This is a genomic window from Paenibacillus kribbensis, assembly GCF_002240415.1.
GTDB classification, from domain to species: Bacteria; Bacillota; Bacilli; order Paenibacillales; family Paenibacillaceae; genus Paenibacillus; species Paenibacillus kribbensis.
Map to the genome: position 1 here is coordinate 3620158 of NZ_CP020028.1, position 13626 is coordinate 3633783.

General features: G+C 45.9%; 11 protein-coding genes. 4 read left to right on the forward strand and 7 right to left on the reverse strand.

Annotated features, from left to right (window positions below; genetic code table 11):
* Together B4V02_RS16025 and B4V02_RS16030 are read left to right on the forward strand one after the other, a co-directional pair.
* Positions 1 to 963 carry a YqhG family protein gene (locus B4V02_RS16025; protein WP_094155558.1) on the forward strand — a complete coding sequence of 321 codons (963 nt, stop codon included), beginning with the start codon at positions 1 to 3 and terminating at the stop codon, positions 961 to 963.
* Positions 964 to 1222: 259 nt separating this feature from the next.
* The gene (locus B4V02_RS16030; RefSeq protein WP_094157019.1) at positions 1223 to 2311 is read left to right on the forward strand and encodes a hypothetical protein; all 1089 of its coding nucleotides are present in this window, start codon (positions 1223 to 1225) and stop codon (positions 2309 to 2311) included.
* A 95-nt stretch (positions 2312 to 2406) separates the two neighbouring features.
* Here B4V02_RS16030 and B4V02_RS16035 read toward each other — a convergent pair whose 3' ends face one another.
* Positions 2407 to 2598 carry a YqzE family protein gene (locus tag B4V02_RS16035; protein WP_007429871.1) on the reverse strand — a complete coding sequence of 64 codons (192 nt, stop codon included), beginning with the start codon at positions 2596 to 2598 and terminating at the stop codon, positions 2407 to 2409.
* Positions 2599 to 2790: 192 nt separating this feature from the next.
* On the opposite strand from B4V02_RS16035, the gene B4V02_RS16040 reads away from it, so the two are divergent.
* The gene (locus tag B4V02_RS16040) at positions 2791 to 3552 is read left to right on the forward strand and encodes an N-acetylmuramoyl-L-alanine amidase (protein WP_094155559.1); all 762 of its coding nucleotides are present in this window, start codon (positions 2791 to 2793) and stop codon (positions 3550 to 3552) included.
* Here B4V02_RS16040 and B4V02_RS16045 read toward each other — a convergent pair.
* The 4 genes from B4V02_RS16045 to B4V02_RS16060 all read right to left on the reverse strand — a co-directional run bounded on the left by B4V02_RS16045 (position 3527) and on the right by B4V02_RS16060 (position 8657).
* Positions 3527 to 4480, reverse strand: coding sequence for a divergent polysaccharide deacetylase family protein (locus tag B4V02_RS16045; RefSeq protein WP_094155560.1), 954 nt, complete (start codon positions 4478 to 4480; stop codon positions 3527 to 3529). The genes B4V02_RS16040 and B4V02_RS16045 overlap by 26 nt on opposite strands.
* Positions 4481 to 4604: 124 nt before the next feature.
* Entirely contained in the window at positions 4605 to 5117 is a 513-nt protein-coding gene (msrA, locus tag B4V02_RS16050; RefSeq protein WP_094155561.1) for a peptide-methionine (S)-S-oxide reductase MsrA, read from the reverse strand.
* A 115-nt stretch (positions 5118 to 5232) separates the two neighbouring features.
* Positions 5233 to 6318 carry a M24 family metallopeptidase gene (locus tag B4V02_RS16055; protein WP_244188339.1) on the reverse strand — a complete coding sequence of 362 codons (1086 nt, stop codon included), beginning with the start codon at positions 6316 to 6318 and terminating at the stop codon, positions 5233 to 5235.
* A gap of 59 nt (positions 6319 to 6377) precedes the next feature.
* Positions 6378 to 8657: a beta-L-arabinofuranosidase domain-containing protein gene (locus tag B4V02_RS16060; protein ID WP_094155562.1), complete on the reverse strand. Its 2280-nt coding sequence runs from the start codon at positions 8655 to 8657 to the stop codon at positions 6378 to 6380.
* A 136-nt stretch (positions 8658 to 8793) separates the two neighbouring features.
* Here B4V02_RS16060 and B4V02_RS16065 point away from each other — a divergent pair, with 136 nt between their 5' ends.
* A complete protein-coding gene (locus tag B4V02_RS16065) occupies positions 8794 to 9654 on the forward strand; it encodes a helix-turn-helix transcriptional regulator (RefSeq protein WP_244188340.1) in 861 nt (286 codons plus the stop codon).
* Positions 9655 to 9730: 76 nt separating this feature from the next.
* Here B4V02_RS16065 and B4V02_RS16070 read toward each other — a convergent pair whose 3' ends face one another.
* Positions 9731 to 11959: an alpha-galactosidase gene (locus B4V02_RS16070; protein ID WP_094155564.1), complete on the reverse strand. Its 2229-nt coding sequence runs from the start codon at positions 11957 to 11959 to the stop codon at positions 9731 to 9733.
* Between the two features lie 53 nt (positions 11960 to 12012).
* The gene (locus B4V02_RS16075; protein ID WP_094155565.1) at positions 12013 to 13527 is read right to left on the reverse strand and encodes a peptide MFS transporter; all 1515 of its coding nucleotides are present in this window, start codon (positions 13525 to 13527) and stop codon (positions 12013 to 12015) included.
* Positions 13528 to 13626 lie beyond the last annotated feature (99 nt).

Consider the following 13626-nt stretch of genomic DNA (forward strand, 5'->3'; position numbering starts at 1 on the left):
GTGAGCATGAGTTCGCAGCAAGTTCAGCGTTTTGTCCTAACGTATCTGGAAGCTACCGGATGCAGCGTAATCGAGAGATCGCCCAACCATGTAACCGTCAAGCTTTCTATCGAAGCGGATAAAGCCTTAACCAACCGACCCTACTATTGGGGGTACGTAGAGCGTACCGGCGTTCCAGCACAGACGATGTCCTTCACGTTCATCTTTGATGGAGAAGCCTACCGGACGGAACAGGAACGCTTGTCCAATCAGGCACCGCCAGCTCCAGCAGCAGGCAATCCCGCTCAGGATCAGGTAATGGGCCGATATTTCGGCCATGTTCCGGCGTTGCCGCAGTTCGGGCCCGGACGTGTTTTGCAAGAGGAGCTTCATTATGGAAGCCGTCGTTTGCATCAAATTTTTGAAGCAGCACGGGACGGGGGAAAATATGTTTATTTGTTTGAGCAGCCTGATGCCCGTCAGTTGACTGCCCGTTCTCCCGTAGTCTATGAAGCCTGGCTCGGGGTCTGCTACAAGGTTGAATTTGCCTGTGATTTGAAGCGAGAGGAGCTTCATTGGCTGGGCATTTCACTCAAGAGCGGCACAATCATGTCCGACTTTGGCGACATGCTCGAAGCCCGTCAACTAAGCCCGCTGTTGGCGGGCAATATGCATGTGCAGTCTGCCAAGCTAACTGTCCCCGAGGCTTCCAATTCGCTTGAAAGCTACCTCACTGACCAGCTCCAGAAGCAGGATTATAGCTGGGCAGAGCAAGCAAAGGAACGATTGCGGGAGGAATTGGAGGTCATTGACCACTACTACGAAGATCTAACCAAGGAGCAGAAAGATCAAGATAAAGAAGAAGTGGACAAAAAAGAAGCCATAATGGAGCAGCATCAAGCCCGTCGTAAAGAAATGGTATGGCAATATGAGCCCAAGGTACTCGTATCCGCCATTAACTGCGGCATATTTCACCTGCGGTAACCGATATCTCTCGTTCCTTCGCAGGCTAGTTGCAGAAGTATCGTCAGCTTGTAACATCGTGCTTCAGACTGGAACGGTTTCCGCTATGAGAACGACAAGCTTTGCTGAGCCTGCCCCTATTTATCGACAGCAAAAAGCGAACACGGTCAGAAGCTTTGTACCGACAAGGTGCAGCAGTCTTTTCACCGGACAAGCTGTATGCTGGATAAAAAAGAATGCCTCCGCCAGCCAAGCAGGCCGGCAGAAAGGTGGATTTCATTTGAAGAAAAATAATTCCGGGCACTATAGCGTGGGCATGATCGCAGTTGCTCTAATCGGCCTGTCCGCAATCTGTCCGTTCGCTTCTATCCATGCGGCTCCCTCAGCCACTGAGAGCAACCATGTAAGCTCAGAGTTCCTCTACAAAGCAAGCTCTCAGGTTTCCCCAGTGGAATCTACAAGTCCGGTCCAGAAGCGGGCTGGAACAGGGTCAATCAGCCCTTCCCTTCCCTCGGGTGACGCTTCTGCTGGTTCCCCTATTCAAGAGCAAGGTGTGCCTTCGGACGTAAAACGGACTGCGGACGACACGATACAATCCCTATCGTCGCAGCCTCCTTTTGCCCAGTGGAAAGATGCCGAGCTTAGCTACCATCCACTCGGACCTGGAACCCACAGTTGGCTTGTTCAAGTGAACCGTGCGGGAGAATCCATTGGCTACCTGATTATCGGAACAGACACAAATGGTGTTTATCAGCTTAACGAATACGGGAACGGTCCAGGCGGGCCATACAGTATGGATGTGCTTCGCCAATCCCTTAAGTCTCTCGCAGAGACCGAATTTTCATCTAGCGACAAGCTGCAAATCACGCCTATGTATGAGGAACCGCTATTAGCCTACTGGCTGGTACGTTCCTCTACAGGGAGCGAGTTATGTATTGATGCTGTAACCGGCGATCCGTTGCCGATAGAAGTAGCCGATGGAAGCTGGAAACATAAGCTCCACAATCACACCCCTCCTTCAACTGTAAATTTTTCACAAACAAAGGCACAATCTGTTACTTTCTCGGCTGATCCTTTTGACCCTTATGACGATCTTGGCTGGCTTCAATCCAAGCAAAAACTTGCCATCCATAACGCAAACCAATTGATAGACACGCTGCGTATATCACCACGTATTATATTTTCTGCCACAAGCATCAACTTTGCTTTTGGCGGGCCCTTATCCATTAACGGGTATCAATCCTGGATATCCCCGGATGATCCGTCACATCCAATTTTATATGCGCTAACTCATCACAACGGCCTCGCCCGTTTTGTACCCCTCAAGCAGTTGCTGTCAGCTGGTGAATTTTATCGTTTGGACTCTTAGCTATTACATGACGAAGCCTTCCGAAATAATCTCTGCAACATAAAAAGAGACCTCAAACGGCATACCCTATGCCCATTGTGGTCTCTTTGTGCAGGTCAATGTCGCTCCCTTCGTCTTCTGCGTGCGGATTTTATCCACATTTTAAGAGCGAGCGGCAGCATGCCAAACCATTTGTTCATCCACGGCTCTCTGGCCCGTTTTTGGCTGCGTCGCACGTCACGCGGCGTTTCGATATACCGAACAATCCGCTCCGTAATATATGTCACCAACTCGTCACTCTTCGCCATCCTCCACTACCTCCTTCAATCTGCTCCTTTTAGCTTGCTCATTTTTCAAGAAGTCTAATCCCTACGAGAATAACGATGCATGGTTTCCCTTAAATGGAACATACTATCTTCAACATTATCTGTACCCGAAAGCTAATGATTTATTTGGAGGCAGCTATGCTGCAATCAATCCGTCTACTGGAGGAATAGAACGTGCAAAATAAGAAATTGAACAAGATATGGCTGACAGGACTTGGGGTGACTTTATGCATCCTTTGCAGTTCTGTATTTGCGCCCTTTGTTGATGCAGCTTCTCAGCCCGGTAAAAAAAGCACTGAACTGAACAAGACCACAGATGGTCAATCCAGCACATCTTCACCCTATCATGCATTTGCCAAGCCTGTTGTCCTAATCGATGTTGGCCATGGCGGTGTGGATGGCGGAACAAGTCACAAGAAACTTTTGGAAAAAGACATCAACCTTGCCATCGGTCAAAAACTGTACCTGATTTTGCGCTCGCAGGGCTATCCTGCTGTCCTGAATCGGGACAAGGATTACGCACTGAGTGACGATAACCGCTGGCTTCCCTCCAAATCGAGACACCTAAAAGACCTTGCCCAGCGCAAAAGTCTCACCGAGCAGCTGCCTACCTCCTTGGTTGTAAGCCTCCATGTTAATTGGGCCAAGCGCTCCGACAAACGGGGACCGATTGTTTTATATCAGGATGAAGGCGGCAGTTATCTGTTAGCTGAGCGAATTCAGCATTCATTAAACCGCTTATTTTGCATGAACAGAGAAACCATTTACGGAAAACCCTTTTATCTTCTGAATACAATCCAGCATCCCGCAGTCATTGTGGAAACGGGATTTATCAGTAATGCACAAGACAGAGCCATGCTTTCAGCGGATCGTGGACAGAAAAACATTGCTGAGGCTATAGCCGAAGGCATTATTGCACATTTGACGGTATGGTAGTGTTGGCCGCAGGATTCCCCTTCCATCCCCATTCAGAACGCACCAGATCGCTAATGCCAACAAACTTGGCATGATCTTTTAGCGTAGGAACCGATGATTGGAGAGCCGAGGACGTGTACCTGCCAGCTACACCGACATGTCCAATCGTTACGCAGGTGTCGTGCTTGTCGAGCCATTCCATTACCTTTGTAATTTGCCGATTCACATGGGCGAGCGTATGAGTATCGTCCAGAAAAATATCATTGCGCACGGGTGGCATTCCCTTTTCAGCGGCAAGTTCAGGTACCACAGACCAATAATTTGTACGGCTATCGACAAAAAATAGCCCATGCTCCTTGCAAACATCCAGCACAATGGACATAATGCGCTTGTCTGAGGTGACTTTGGAACCCATGTGGTTATTCATCCCTATCGCATGAGGGACATTCTTAATGGCTGCTGTCACCTTGGCGCGTACTTCATCATCCGTCATATTGGCCTTGATCGCTCCCGGTCCAAGCCATTCCGGCTTTCCCTGCTTTGGCTCCATGGGAAGATGAACGATGACATCGTGACCGCGCTTATGCGCTTCGATGGCATCCTGTTGGGTTGTAGGCAGAAAGGGCATCACAGCCACCGTGATTTTAACGGGTAATTGTAAAATCTGCTCTGTCCCTTTCATGTTGTTCCCCATGTCATCGATAATGATGGCAACCATTTTTTTCTCATGTTCCTGCTTGTCTGTTGCGTTTGCAATATCAGTTCCCATGCTCCAAGCAGTCCCACACACCATGAACATCAAACAGGCCGAAATACAGACCACAGCGGTTCTTCGTATTTTAGAGCTTGGGTGATAAACATGCGCATACGTTGGCTGGTTTCGATCACGAAATGCCTGTATCGCTTTTTTAATGATATTTCTCATGTTCAGCTTCCGTCGTTTACTCATTGTGGGTCAGCCTCCTTCTCTGTCCCTTCATTGTGTGAGTAACCTCGTCTAATTATGTATAAGGCAGACCAAGGAATTCATCCCGACCTGCCTCAGCATCGTAAACGCGTATATTTAAAATCGTTTACCAGTTCTTGTTGATAAACTCATCACGACCTGATTGGGCGCGATCTTCCTTATAGTGCTTCACATTTTTCTTGTGGTAATTCTGATGATACTCCTCAGCCGGATAAAATACCGAAGCCGGAAGAATTTCCGTTACGATTGGCTTATCAAAACGTCCTCTTTGTGCCAGTTGTTGTTTTGACTGCTCTGCAAGCTCCCGCTGCTGCTCGGTATGATAAAAAATAGCAGGTTTATACTGTGTACCCCGATCCTGAAATTGACCTTCCGCATCGGTGGGATCTGTTTGTGGCCAATACAATTCCAGCAACTTTTCATATGGAAACAGTTCAGGCTCAAACGTAATCTGCACTACCTCGTAGTGACCTGTAGTTCCTGTTTTAACCTGCTCGTAAGTCGGATCGGGAACCGTCCCTCCAGTATAGCCTGAGACAATGCCATGAATGCCAGGCAGCTCCTCAAACGGAGTCACCATGCACCAAAAGCATCCACCTGCAAAAGTAGCTTTTTCCATTTTTAATCCAGCCTTTCCATTGATCGTCTGACTTTCGCCTCAAATTTGCATAGAATGCTACTTATCTAATCAATAATATACAATTATTCTTTCTCTATTAGCTACTCATCAAGCACTATTCATAGAACGGCAATTGGATTAGATCCTTTTTCGGAGATCCTGTCAATACTAGGCTCTTCTCTTTTCTGACCAGAACGTCATCCTCAATCCGAACTCCTCCAAGACCTGGCAAGTATAAGCCCGGTTCAACCGTCATAATCATATTCTCCACGAATTCGTCTTCAGACCGATAACTGATATAAGGCGCTTCATGGTTATCCAGTCCAATGCTGTGGCCAGCACCATGATTAAATCGATCATTCATATTTTCTCTTACAAATGGACTACGAATCATCGAATCCAGTTCTTTGCTTTTCATTCCGTGACAAATAGCGTCCACACCCGCCAACTCCGCCTCCAGAACCAAATCATAAATTTCACTAAGGCGTGAATCAGGCTTGCCAACCGCAATCGTTCTGGTCATGTCTGAAGAATATCCCTGGAAGGTGGCACCAAAATCCAGGATCACCATATCTCCCAGTTCGATCATTTTCTCGCTGGCCACTCCGTGGGGATAAGCAGAGCGGATGCCGGATACAACGAGGGTTTCGAAGGGAGTCCCCTCGGACCCGATACACTTCATGAAGTACTCCATTTCCGTTGCCACCTGCTTCTCGGAAATTCCCGGGCGTATAAAATTTAAAATGTGCATAAACGTCCGATCAACTATTTTTACGGCCTCTAAAGTTTTGCAGATTTCATCCTCGTCTTTAACCGCTCTGAACGCCTCTACACAACCATCCGTTATTCTGGTCTTGATTTGGGCCAACGACTTGAAAAGCTCTCCATGGCTGTAGCTTAAATAGGAGCCTTCAAATCCAATCTCTTGAATATGATGCTTACGGATAATTTCTGCTGTTTCGTCCAGCAATGATCGATTCCAGCACACAATCTGAATCAGATCACTTAACTCTTCGCGGGCCTGTTCCACATAGCGGCTGTCAGTAATGAACAAAACAGCATCTCCAGTAAGGATCAAAGATGAATCCTCCCCTGTAAACCCGCACAGATAACGGACATTCTTCGGATTGCTTACGTACATGGCCGGCAGCTTCCCTCCGCCATTTTCTTCAGTAAACGTTCGATTCGCTTCATCACCCACAGCCTCCGTTATAACTAGAAAGAGAGGGGGAATTCATTAATTCCCCCCTTCTGGTCTAATCATTTAGTCTTAATATATAGATGGTAGTGTTCATGGTTCAGTTCAGCTAGTGGCGCAAATTCGAGATGCAGATCCTTGAAAATAAAACGGTTTGAATTTGCCACTCGCTCAAATTTTTCCGGGAGATTCCCATGATTCAACGGCAGTTCAAAATAATCTTTTTGGTCCGAGACAGCGGCCAGAATATAAGGGCCAAAGGCCAGAGATGCGATATCGGCTTTATCCGGTGTATGCTCCAGACGCAGCCGAGGTGTAAACTTCATGGTCACTTGATCTCCTTTGTTCCACTCTTGCGAAAGAACAAGGTAACCGTTCTCCTCTACAGTATTCACTTTTGTATGATTTACGAAGGTCGTGACTTCTCCTTGATGCCAGTAGGGAATGCGAACTCTTAAATTCGTTCTCGTTAACGTTTCAATGCGAATTTCGACTTCACCGTTGAAAATTTCCGGTACGGATTGTACAACCTGCAATCCCTTACCCTCATCATTCAATACCGCTGGAACGAACAGGTTGACATATAAGGAATCGCCATCCTCGAAGAAAATCGCTTCGGCATACTTAAAGTGGTTTTCTAATCCCGTACCGTGGCAGCAGGAGTTTTCCTCATCATATCCTTTTTGTCCGCCTGGACTAGTGGGCATAAAGTACGTGCTGGCGCCCAGGCATTCATGATCTGTCGAAGAAAGAATATGGTTTAGCATTGTTCTTTCGTAATAATCCATGTACTTTGCATCGTTCTCATACACATATAGCTGTTTGGTCAATTTCAGCAAATTGTATGAAGCACAGGTTTCAGCCGTATGTTCCGTAAGATGCGTGCCTATTTTATGCGGCTGCTTAAACATTTCCCCTTCGCCGGTTCCTCCGATGGAGTAGATATGCGCGTTCACAACAGATTCCCAGAAAAACTTTGCGATATCATAATATTTTTGTTCCCCGGTAGCCTCGAAAATCTTGAATGCGCCTACGATTTGTGGAATATGCTGGTTGGCATGCATTGCGCCCAAAGCATCAACTTGTTGTTCCATCGGAAAGAACAAACGATCATTATCGAACAGCTTTGCAGCAGCAATATGATGTTCCTTTTGCGTGTAAGTAAAGAGTTCGGCCAGCGATTCATTGATGCCGCCAAATTCGCCAGCAATATACAAGCCCCACATTTTTTTCAATTGTTCATGTGGCAGTACGCTTAACCGGTTGTAAATCCAGTCCCCCACTTTGTCGGCAATAACCAGCGCCGGTTCTATTCCCGCTATATGATAACTATCCAACAAGCCAGCTAATATTTTGTGCAAGGTATAATAAGGAGCCCAAATCTTCGGGTATCGTGTATACACTTCCAGCAAATCGAACTGCTCTTCGGAATAGGCGCTAAGAAATCCGTAATGGTAACGATCATCCGCCTCGAAGGCAAGCTGCACTTTGTTTAACTCATCGACCATGTAAGCCAATTTCTGGTGAATCCGTTCATTCCCGGTGGATGCATAGCATAAAGCCAGAGCGGAGAGATAATGGCCGGTGGTATGCCCTTTCAGTAAGCTTTCATCCGAGTCCCACCCGATCATGGCCGGTGCATTTAACGTATCCAAACTGGCGGCCTTCCTAAAATTGTATAGCATTTGATCATCATTGACTGTCAATAAAAATTGCAGTCTCCGATTCTGCGCGGATTTCAACAAAGAGGGGCCTTCCAGATGTACTTTTTGTGTCGAAATGTCATGCAGTTGAGGTGCTTTATTGCTCTTGTTTTCAACCTGGCTCTCAATGAAGATAACAGCCTCTACCTCATAAAGCGTATCCGTCAAATAGCCAGCAGCTTTTTGCTCCCCGACTTCCGAAAAACAACGATGTTCTCCCCCGTGCCATGTCACGGAATGGGCCAGGACATCTCCACTTACGGTTCGAATGGAGACCGCGGAAGGCAAGTAAAATTCCTTGTTCACTTCCTGCTTTATAACGATGGGAAAGACTTTTTCGACCTGGATTCTATTTTTCTCCTCCAAAATTTTAACTTCAAAAATCTTTTGAAGGCTCGACTCTCCATACTGAAAGGTAGCGGTAATCGGAACCACCCGATCCCCCTTCCCGTACTCGGGCTGGTGTACTTTCCCCGAACCGTCAATCCAACGATCATCTTTCGACACCCAAGTAATTTTAGAACCATTTTTGCCTTCAGTCGGCAAATGAATATCGAACTCAACCGTCTTCAAATTTCCCAGGTGCAAAACCTCAATATCCCCTTGAACGATTTCCAGATCACTCCGTTTATTTGACATCGGTTTTCCTCCTTGCCCACTTTTAAAATCGCTTTCACACCATTCATGTTACAAGAAAACATTTTTAAAGTAAGTAGTTTAAAAAAAGATTAGGTGGATTATATTTACTATATGGCAGATTCGATTGGAGGGTCTTATGATGTACTTCGTTAATAAAGAGTATTTGGAGCAGGCCACCTTCTTGTCCGCTGGCACTTTTATTACAGATCAGCCCTGGATCCACAAAGAAAGAATCATCGATAGTTATGAAATCATCAGTCCCGTGGATTCAACCCTGTACATCGAAAGCAATAACGTTCCCTATGCTATTGAATCGGGCGAGATTCTTGTTGTTCCTCCTCACACGCTTCACCGGGGACTTAAAGTTTACCAAGGCCGTATGAAATTTCACTGGCTTCATTTTTCGGCAAGCTGTTTAAAACTTAAAACAGAAGCGGAGGTCATCCAGGAGATTAGTGAAAACGATCTGGACCGGTTGATTATTTTGCCTGTTTATACCAACAAAGTAGACTCCAGGCGCTTCCATATCATGTTTAATCAATTGCTCGATTTATACGAGGAAAAGAAACATAAAAATTACTTAAACGCTTATTTATCCTGCCTCTTATACGAATTGACCTCGGAAATTATGAATTATCTGATACAAAAAAATTTTAACGGAAACCAGTTGCAACCGATTCAAGACTGGATCAGAATTCATGCCTTTGAGAATATCACACTCGAACACATTGCAAATCATTTTAAATATAACAAAAACTATTTATCCCGAATTTACAAGGAAAACACAGGAATCGGAATTTCGGAACAGATTATTAAATTCAGGCTAAAGCACGCTAAAGAGCTATTAACCGAGACAGACCTGAGCATTATCGAAATCGCTTCGGAAGTCGGGTACGATGATTCCAAATATTTCATGCGCCTGTTTAAAAAATATGAGACCGTCACCCCCACACAGTATCGAAAAACTTTTTATCGCAAGCACTTTAACAAAAAATGATTGATGACGTATACCATTACCGATGAACAGCAAGAACCCAAACCTGACGGTTCGAGTTCTTGCTGTTCATCTGCTTTTATTCAGCTTCCAGAATAAATAATCTGGACAAAAAATCTCCCTTTGGGACTTTGGATAGATAGTCTCCGGAAGTGCTGTCATTCAGCAAGATGCCGATTTCCATCAATTCGTCTCCATAGTAGTAACGCTCGTCGGCATGGGCAATACGATACTTTTTATCCGCATCTAGCCCGACTAGTTTCAACCGCTTATACCCTACATTGACTTCGGTAAGTGTACGATAATACCCCACAATGGCGCGATTTTTATTCTTCGCCAGTATCATCCAAGCGGTTGCATTTCCTTCAAATGGACTCACCAGTCGATAGAAGATCCCCTGATGTAATAGCTCCTGGTTCTCTTTCATAAAGTCGATCTGTTCCCTTATCGTTGCCTTTTCCGTATCGGATAGCAGGTTTAAATCCAGCTCATATCCGAAGGTCCCAAAATAAGCCACATCTCCTCGTGTGACAAGCGAAGTGCTGCGGTTGGTTTGATGGTTAGGGACCGCCGATACATGAGACCCCATACTGCTAATTGGATATACCATAGATGTGCCGTATTGGATTTTCAATCGCTCCATCGCATCCGTATCATCTGAGATCCAGCCTTGCGGACAGAAATACAGCATGCCTGGATCAAACCTGCCTCCTCCGCTGGCACAAGATTCAAATAGCACTTCCGGAAACTTACGGGTCAGTCGTTCGAATAGTTCATACAATCCTAAAATGTATTGATGATACACTTTTCCTTGAAAATCACTCTCTCTGCCTGCGGAGAACACTTCCGACATCGAGCGGTTCATATCCCATTTTACGTAGGAGATGTCCGACTCGGCCAGTATTTTACTCATAGCTTCATCCAAAAAATCAATGACTTCGGCCTTCGTCAAGTCCAATACGTATTGGTTGCGACCCGGGCTCATGGAGCGATAAGGAACAGACAATGTCCAATCGCTGTGGTTCCGATAAAGCTCACTTTCCTTGCTAATCATCTCCGGTTCAAACCAAAGTCCGAATTTCAGGCCCAAATCCGTTATTTTACGGGCAAGACCGGAAATCCCGTCAGGCAATTTATCCTTGTTGGGATACCAGTCCCCCAATGAGGTCGTATCCGTATTTCGCTCACCGAACCATCCATCATCCAGCACAAATAACTCAATTCCCAACTCGGCGGCCGACCGCGCAATCCCCAATATTTTCTCTTCATTAAACTTCATGTAAGTGGCTTCCCAGTTATTAATTAAAATAGGCCGCGTCCTGTCTCTCCAAGTCCCTCTCACTAATCGTGTTCGATAGAGCTCATGAAAGGCCTGGCTCATTTGATTCAACCCTTTATCCGCATACACCATCACGACTTCAGGAGTCTGGAAGCTTTCTCCCGGCAGCAAACTCCAACTGAATCCATGCGGGTGAATCCCCATCATCACACGCGTGACATCGTAAGTATCCACCTCTACTTGAGCCAAAAAGTTGCCGCTATAGATCAGGCTCAATCCGATCACTTCCCCGAAAAATTCCGTTGTCCCCTTCCTTTTCAATCCGATGAACGGATTATAATGATGACTGCTATGTCCGCGCAAACTATAAATACTCTGAATGCCCTGATGAAGCGCGTGTGTTTGAATATGCCGCTCTCTTCCCCAAGCTCCGGTTAGTTCGATCATTTCATAATCTTTGTCCGGAAGATCCAGATTCAAGCTCATCGCGGAATCAAGCCGAATTTTCTGCTCTCCTGAGTTGCTTAACTTTATGCTTCTGGTCAATACAGGCAAGTCGCTGTATAAGGTATACTGCAATTCCACTTGACAACCAAGCCAATGGTCAATTAGAAAAACACGAAGCGTTTGAGCTTCCCCGTCAGCCTCCACATAAGTTGCAGGTAATCCTTCAAGCAAAGGTTTGCCGGAGAGAATCTCATGATTCATGTATTCAAAACACGCCGTATGGCTGCCATCTTCCTGGAGAATATGCAATCCACAATGTCTCAGATCCCCTGAGCCGAATACGGAAAGCTCTTGTTTGACCTGTTCGAGGGAAAATTTTGCGTTCCCCTCGAACACACAGGGGGACATGTCGCGGAAGCCCAGTTCCAGAAGATGCGTAAAGTCCTCGCGGTCGTGGATTTTTTTTCCATAATACAATTGCCCCGGCTGATGATTGGGCATGATGCCAAAAATATAACTGATTTCATTATTAAATAGATGAAACTGCCTAGACTTTTCATGATAGACGATTGGCACGCCCATTCGCTCCCTTTCAAAAAAGTGCTGACAAATGGCTCTGTCAGCACTTTGTATTTTTATACCATGTCCTTTTCAATATTCTTCGAGAAACCAAAGATAAGTAAGGCCGTAACAAGCAAAAGTCCGGTCATAATAGGGAATAAATTCACTTGCTGATCCGCCGTCTGGTAAAAGCTGAATAAAATCAGGGCGATTCCGTTCCCTATCGTGCCGGCTTGCCCCCAGGCGGTCTGCATCTGGGTATCATAAGCCTCAGGTGATAATTTAGCGACCAAAGATGAACCGATCGGCCAGACTAAATTATCCGAGAAGGTTAGAAACAGGTAATAGAATACCATCCACAGCAAGCTGTACGGAGCCTGGTCCTTAAACAGAACAATCGGAATGGTTAATAAGCCGTAGCCCAGGGCTGAAAAGATGATACCCAAGCCGTATTTATATGTGGTACGAATATGCGTTGCGCGTGTCTTTGTCCAGAGCCATACAAAGACCGGCGCCAGTACCAAACCTAAGACGGTGTAGATGGTCCCTACCGATCCCGGAGCGACCTCAAATCCCAAAATCTTACGGTCAATTTTCTGGTCTATGAAAATAGCCACCGTCGAGGTCAACATAACTCCGCACAGCGCCATCACGATTTGCGCCGCGAACAATTTGAGGAAAGGCTTCATTCTTCTTCGATCTAGAGCTGTTAAATCTTTTTTACTCAGCAGATTGGTCAGGAAGACAATCGGAATAATAAAGGTCGCCGAAGTAATAATATTTAGTACTCCCTGGAAAGAAATTACTTCTGCCAGGACCAATGCTACAATGGTGCCGATTACAACAATCAGGACCAGCACAAACCGGACAAATATTTTACCGAACTTCCCTTCCTCAAGAGGCTTGATCGGCTTTTCACCCAGAGGTCCAAAAAACTTGTGTTGGGTGAAAAAGATAACGGCACCATAGAGAAAAGCGGCCACGGCGGCGATAAGAAAGCCGATATGGTAGTTTTTCATGCCAATTTGACCGACTAACACCGGAGCAACAAGTCCGGCTATATTGTTGGCAATGGTATGAATTGTAAAAGCGGCATCACGTCTTCCATTATCGGTTTTGCGATACAGTTGACCGGTCAGAGAAGCATTGCTTGCCCCCATAATTGGAAGCGACATCAAAAACAAAGCGATGAATGCAAAGATTCTTCCTTGGGTGAGGGAAAAGGCCGGAATGGCCAGGAGTCCGAAAGCCGTCCCTTTTATGATGTTCCCTATGATCAAGGCTTTACGCAGTCCCAATACCCGGTCCGCCAGCCAGCTTCCCAAAATAACGAAGATTGAATTACATGCACCCATTGCCGTCACCATAGATGCGGCCTGTCCTTGTGTAAATTCCAATCCCTTCGTAAAGGGAGAATAGAGGTAAAAAATTAAAATCGCGTACAGGGCTCCCCAAGCGAAGGAATTAAAAAAATTACCCGCCGCCAGAGCTCCCACACCCCTTGGATGCCCAAAAAATTTGCTGTCGTCAAGGACTTCCTCTAGCCTTGAATTGTTGGAACCTGGCCCATGCTGCAATTCATCGTTCATCGCATTTCCTTCTTTCGTCAGTATTTCTGTTACCGCTTTCTTTTTAAAATATAGCAGATAACCGTTTCCAAAACGGTAGCGGATAGTTGGGATAGGTGG

Bases quoted from the DNA above. Each gene is read 5' to 3' on its own strand.
- B4V02_RS16035 (WP_007429871.1), bottom strand. From the start codon at position 2,598: ATGGCGAAGAGTGACGAGTTGGTGACATATATTACGGAGCGGATTGTT.
- B4V02_RS16070 (WP_094155564.1), bottom strand. From the start codon at position 11,959: ATGGGCGTGCCAATCGTCTATCATGAAAAGTCTAGGCAGTTTCATCTA.
- B4V02_RS16065 (WP_244188340.1), top strand. From the start codon at position 8,794: ATGATGTACTTCGTTAATAAAGAGTATTTGGAGCAGGCCACCTTCTTG.
- msrA (WP_094155561.1), bottom strand. From the start codon at position 5,117: ATGGAAAAAGCTACTTTTGCAGGTGGATGCTTTTGGTGCATGGTGACT.
- B4V02_RS16045 (WP_094155560.1), bottom strand. From the start codon at position 4,480: ATGAGTAAACGACGGAAGCTGAACATGAGAAATATCATTAAAAAAGCG.
- B4V02_RS16075 (WP_094155565.1), bottom strand. From the start codon at position 13,527: ATGAACGATGAATTGCAGCATGGGCCAGGTTCCAACAATTCAAGGCTA.
- B4V02_RS16060 (WP_094155562.1), bottom strand. From the start codon at position 8,657: ATGTCAAATAAACGGAGTGATCTGGAAATCGTTCAAGGGGATATTGAG.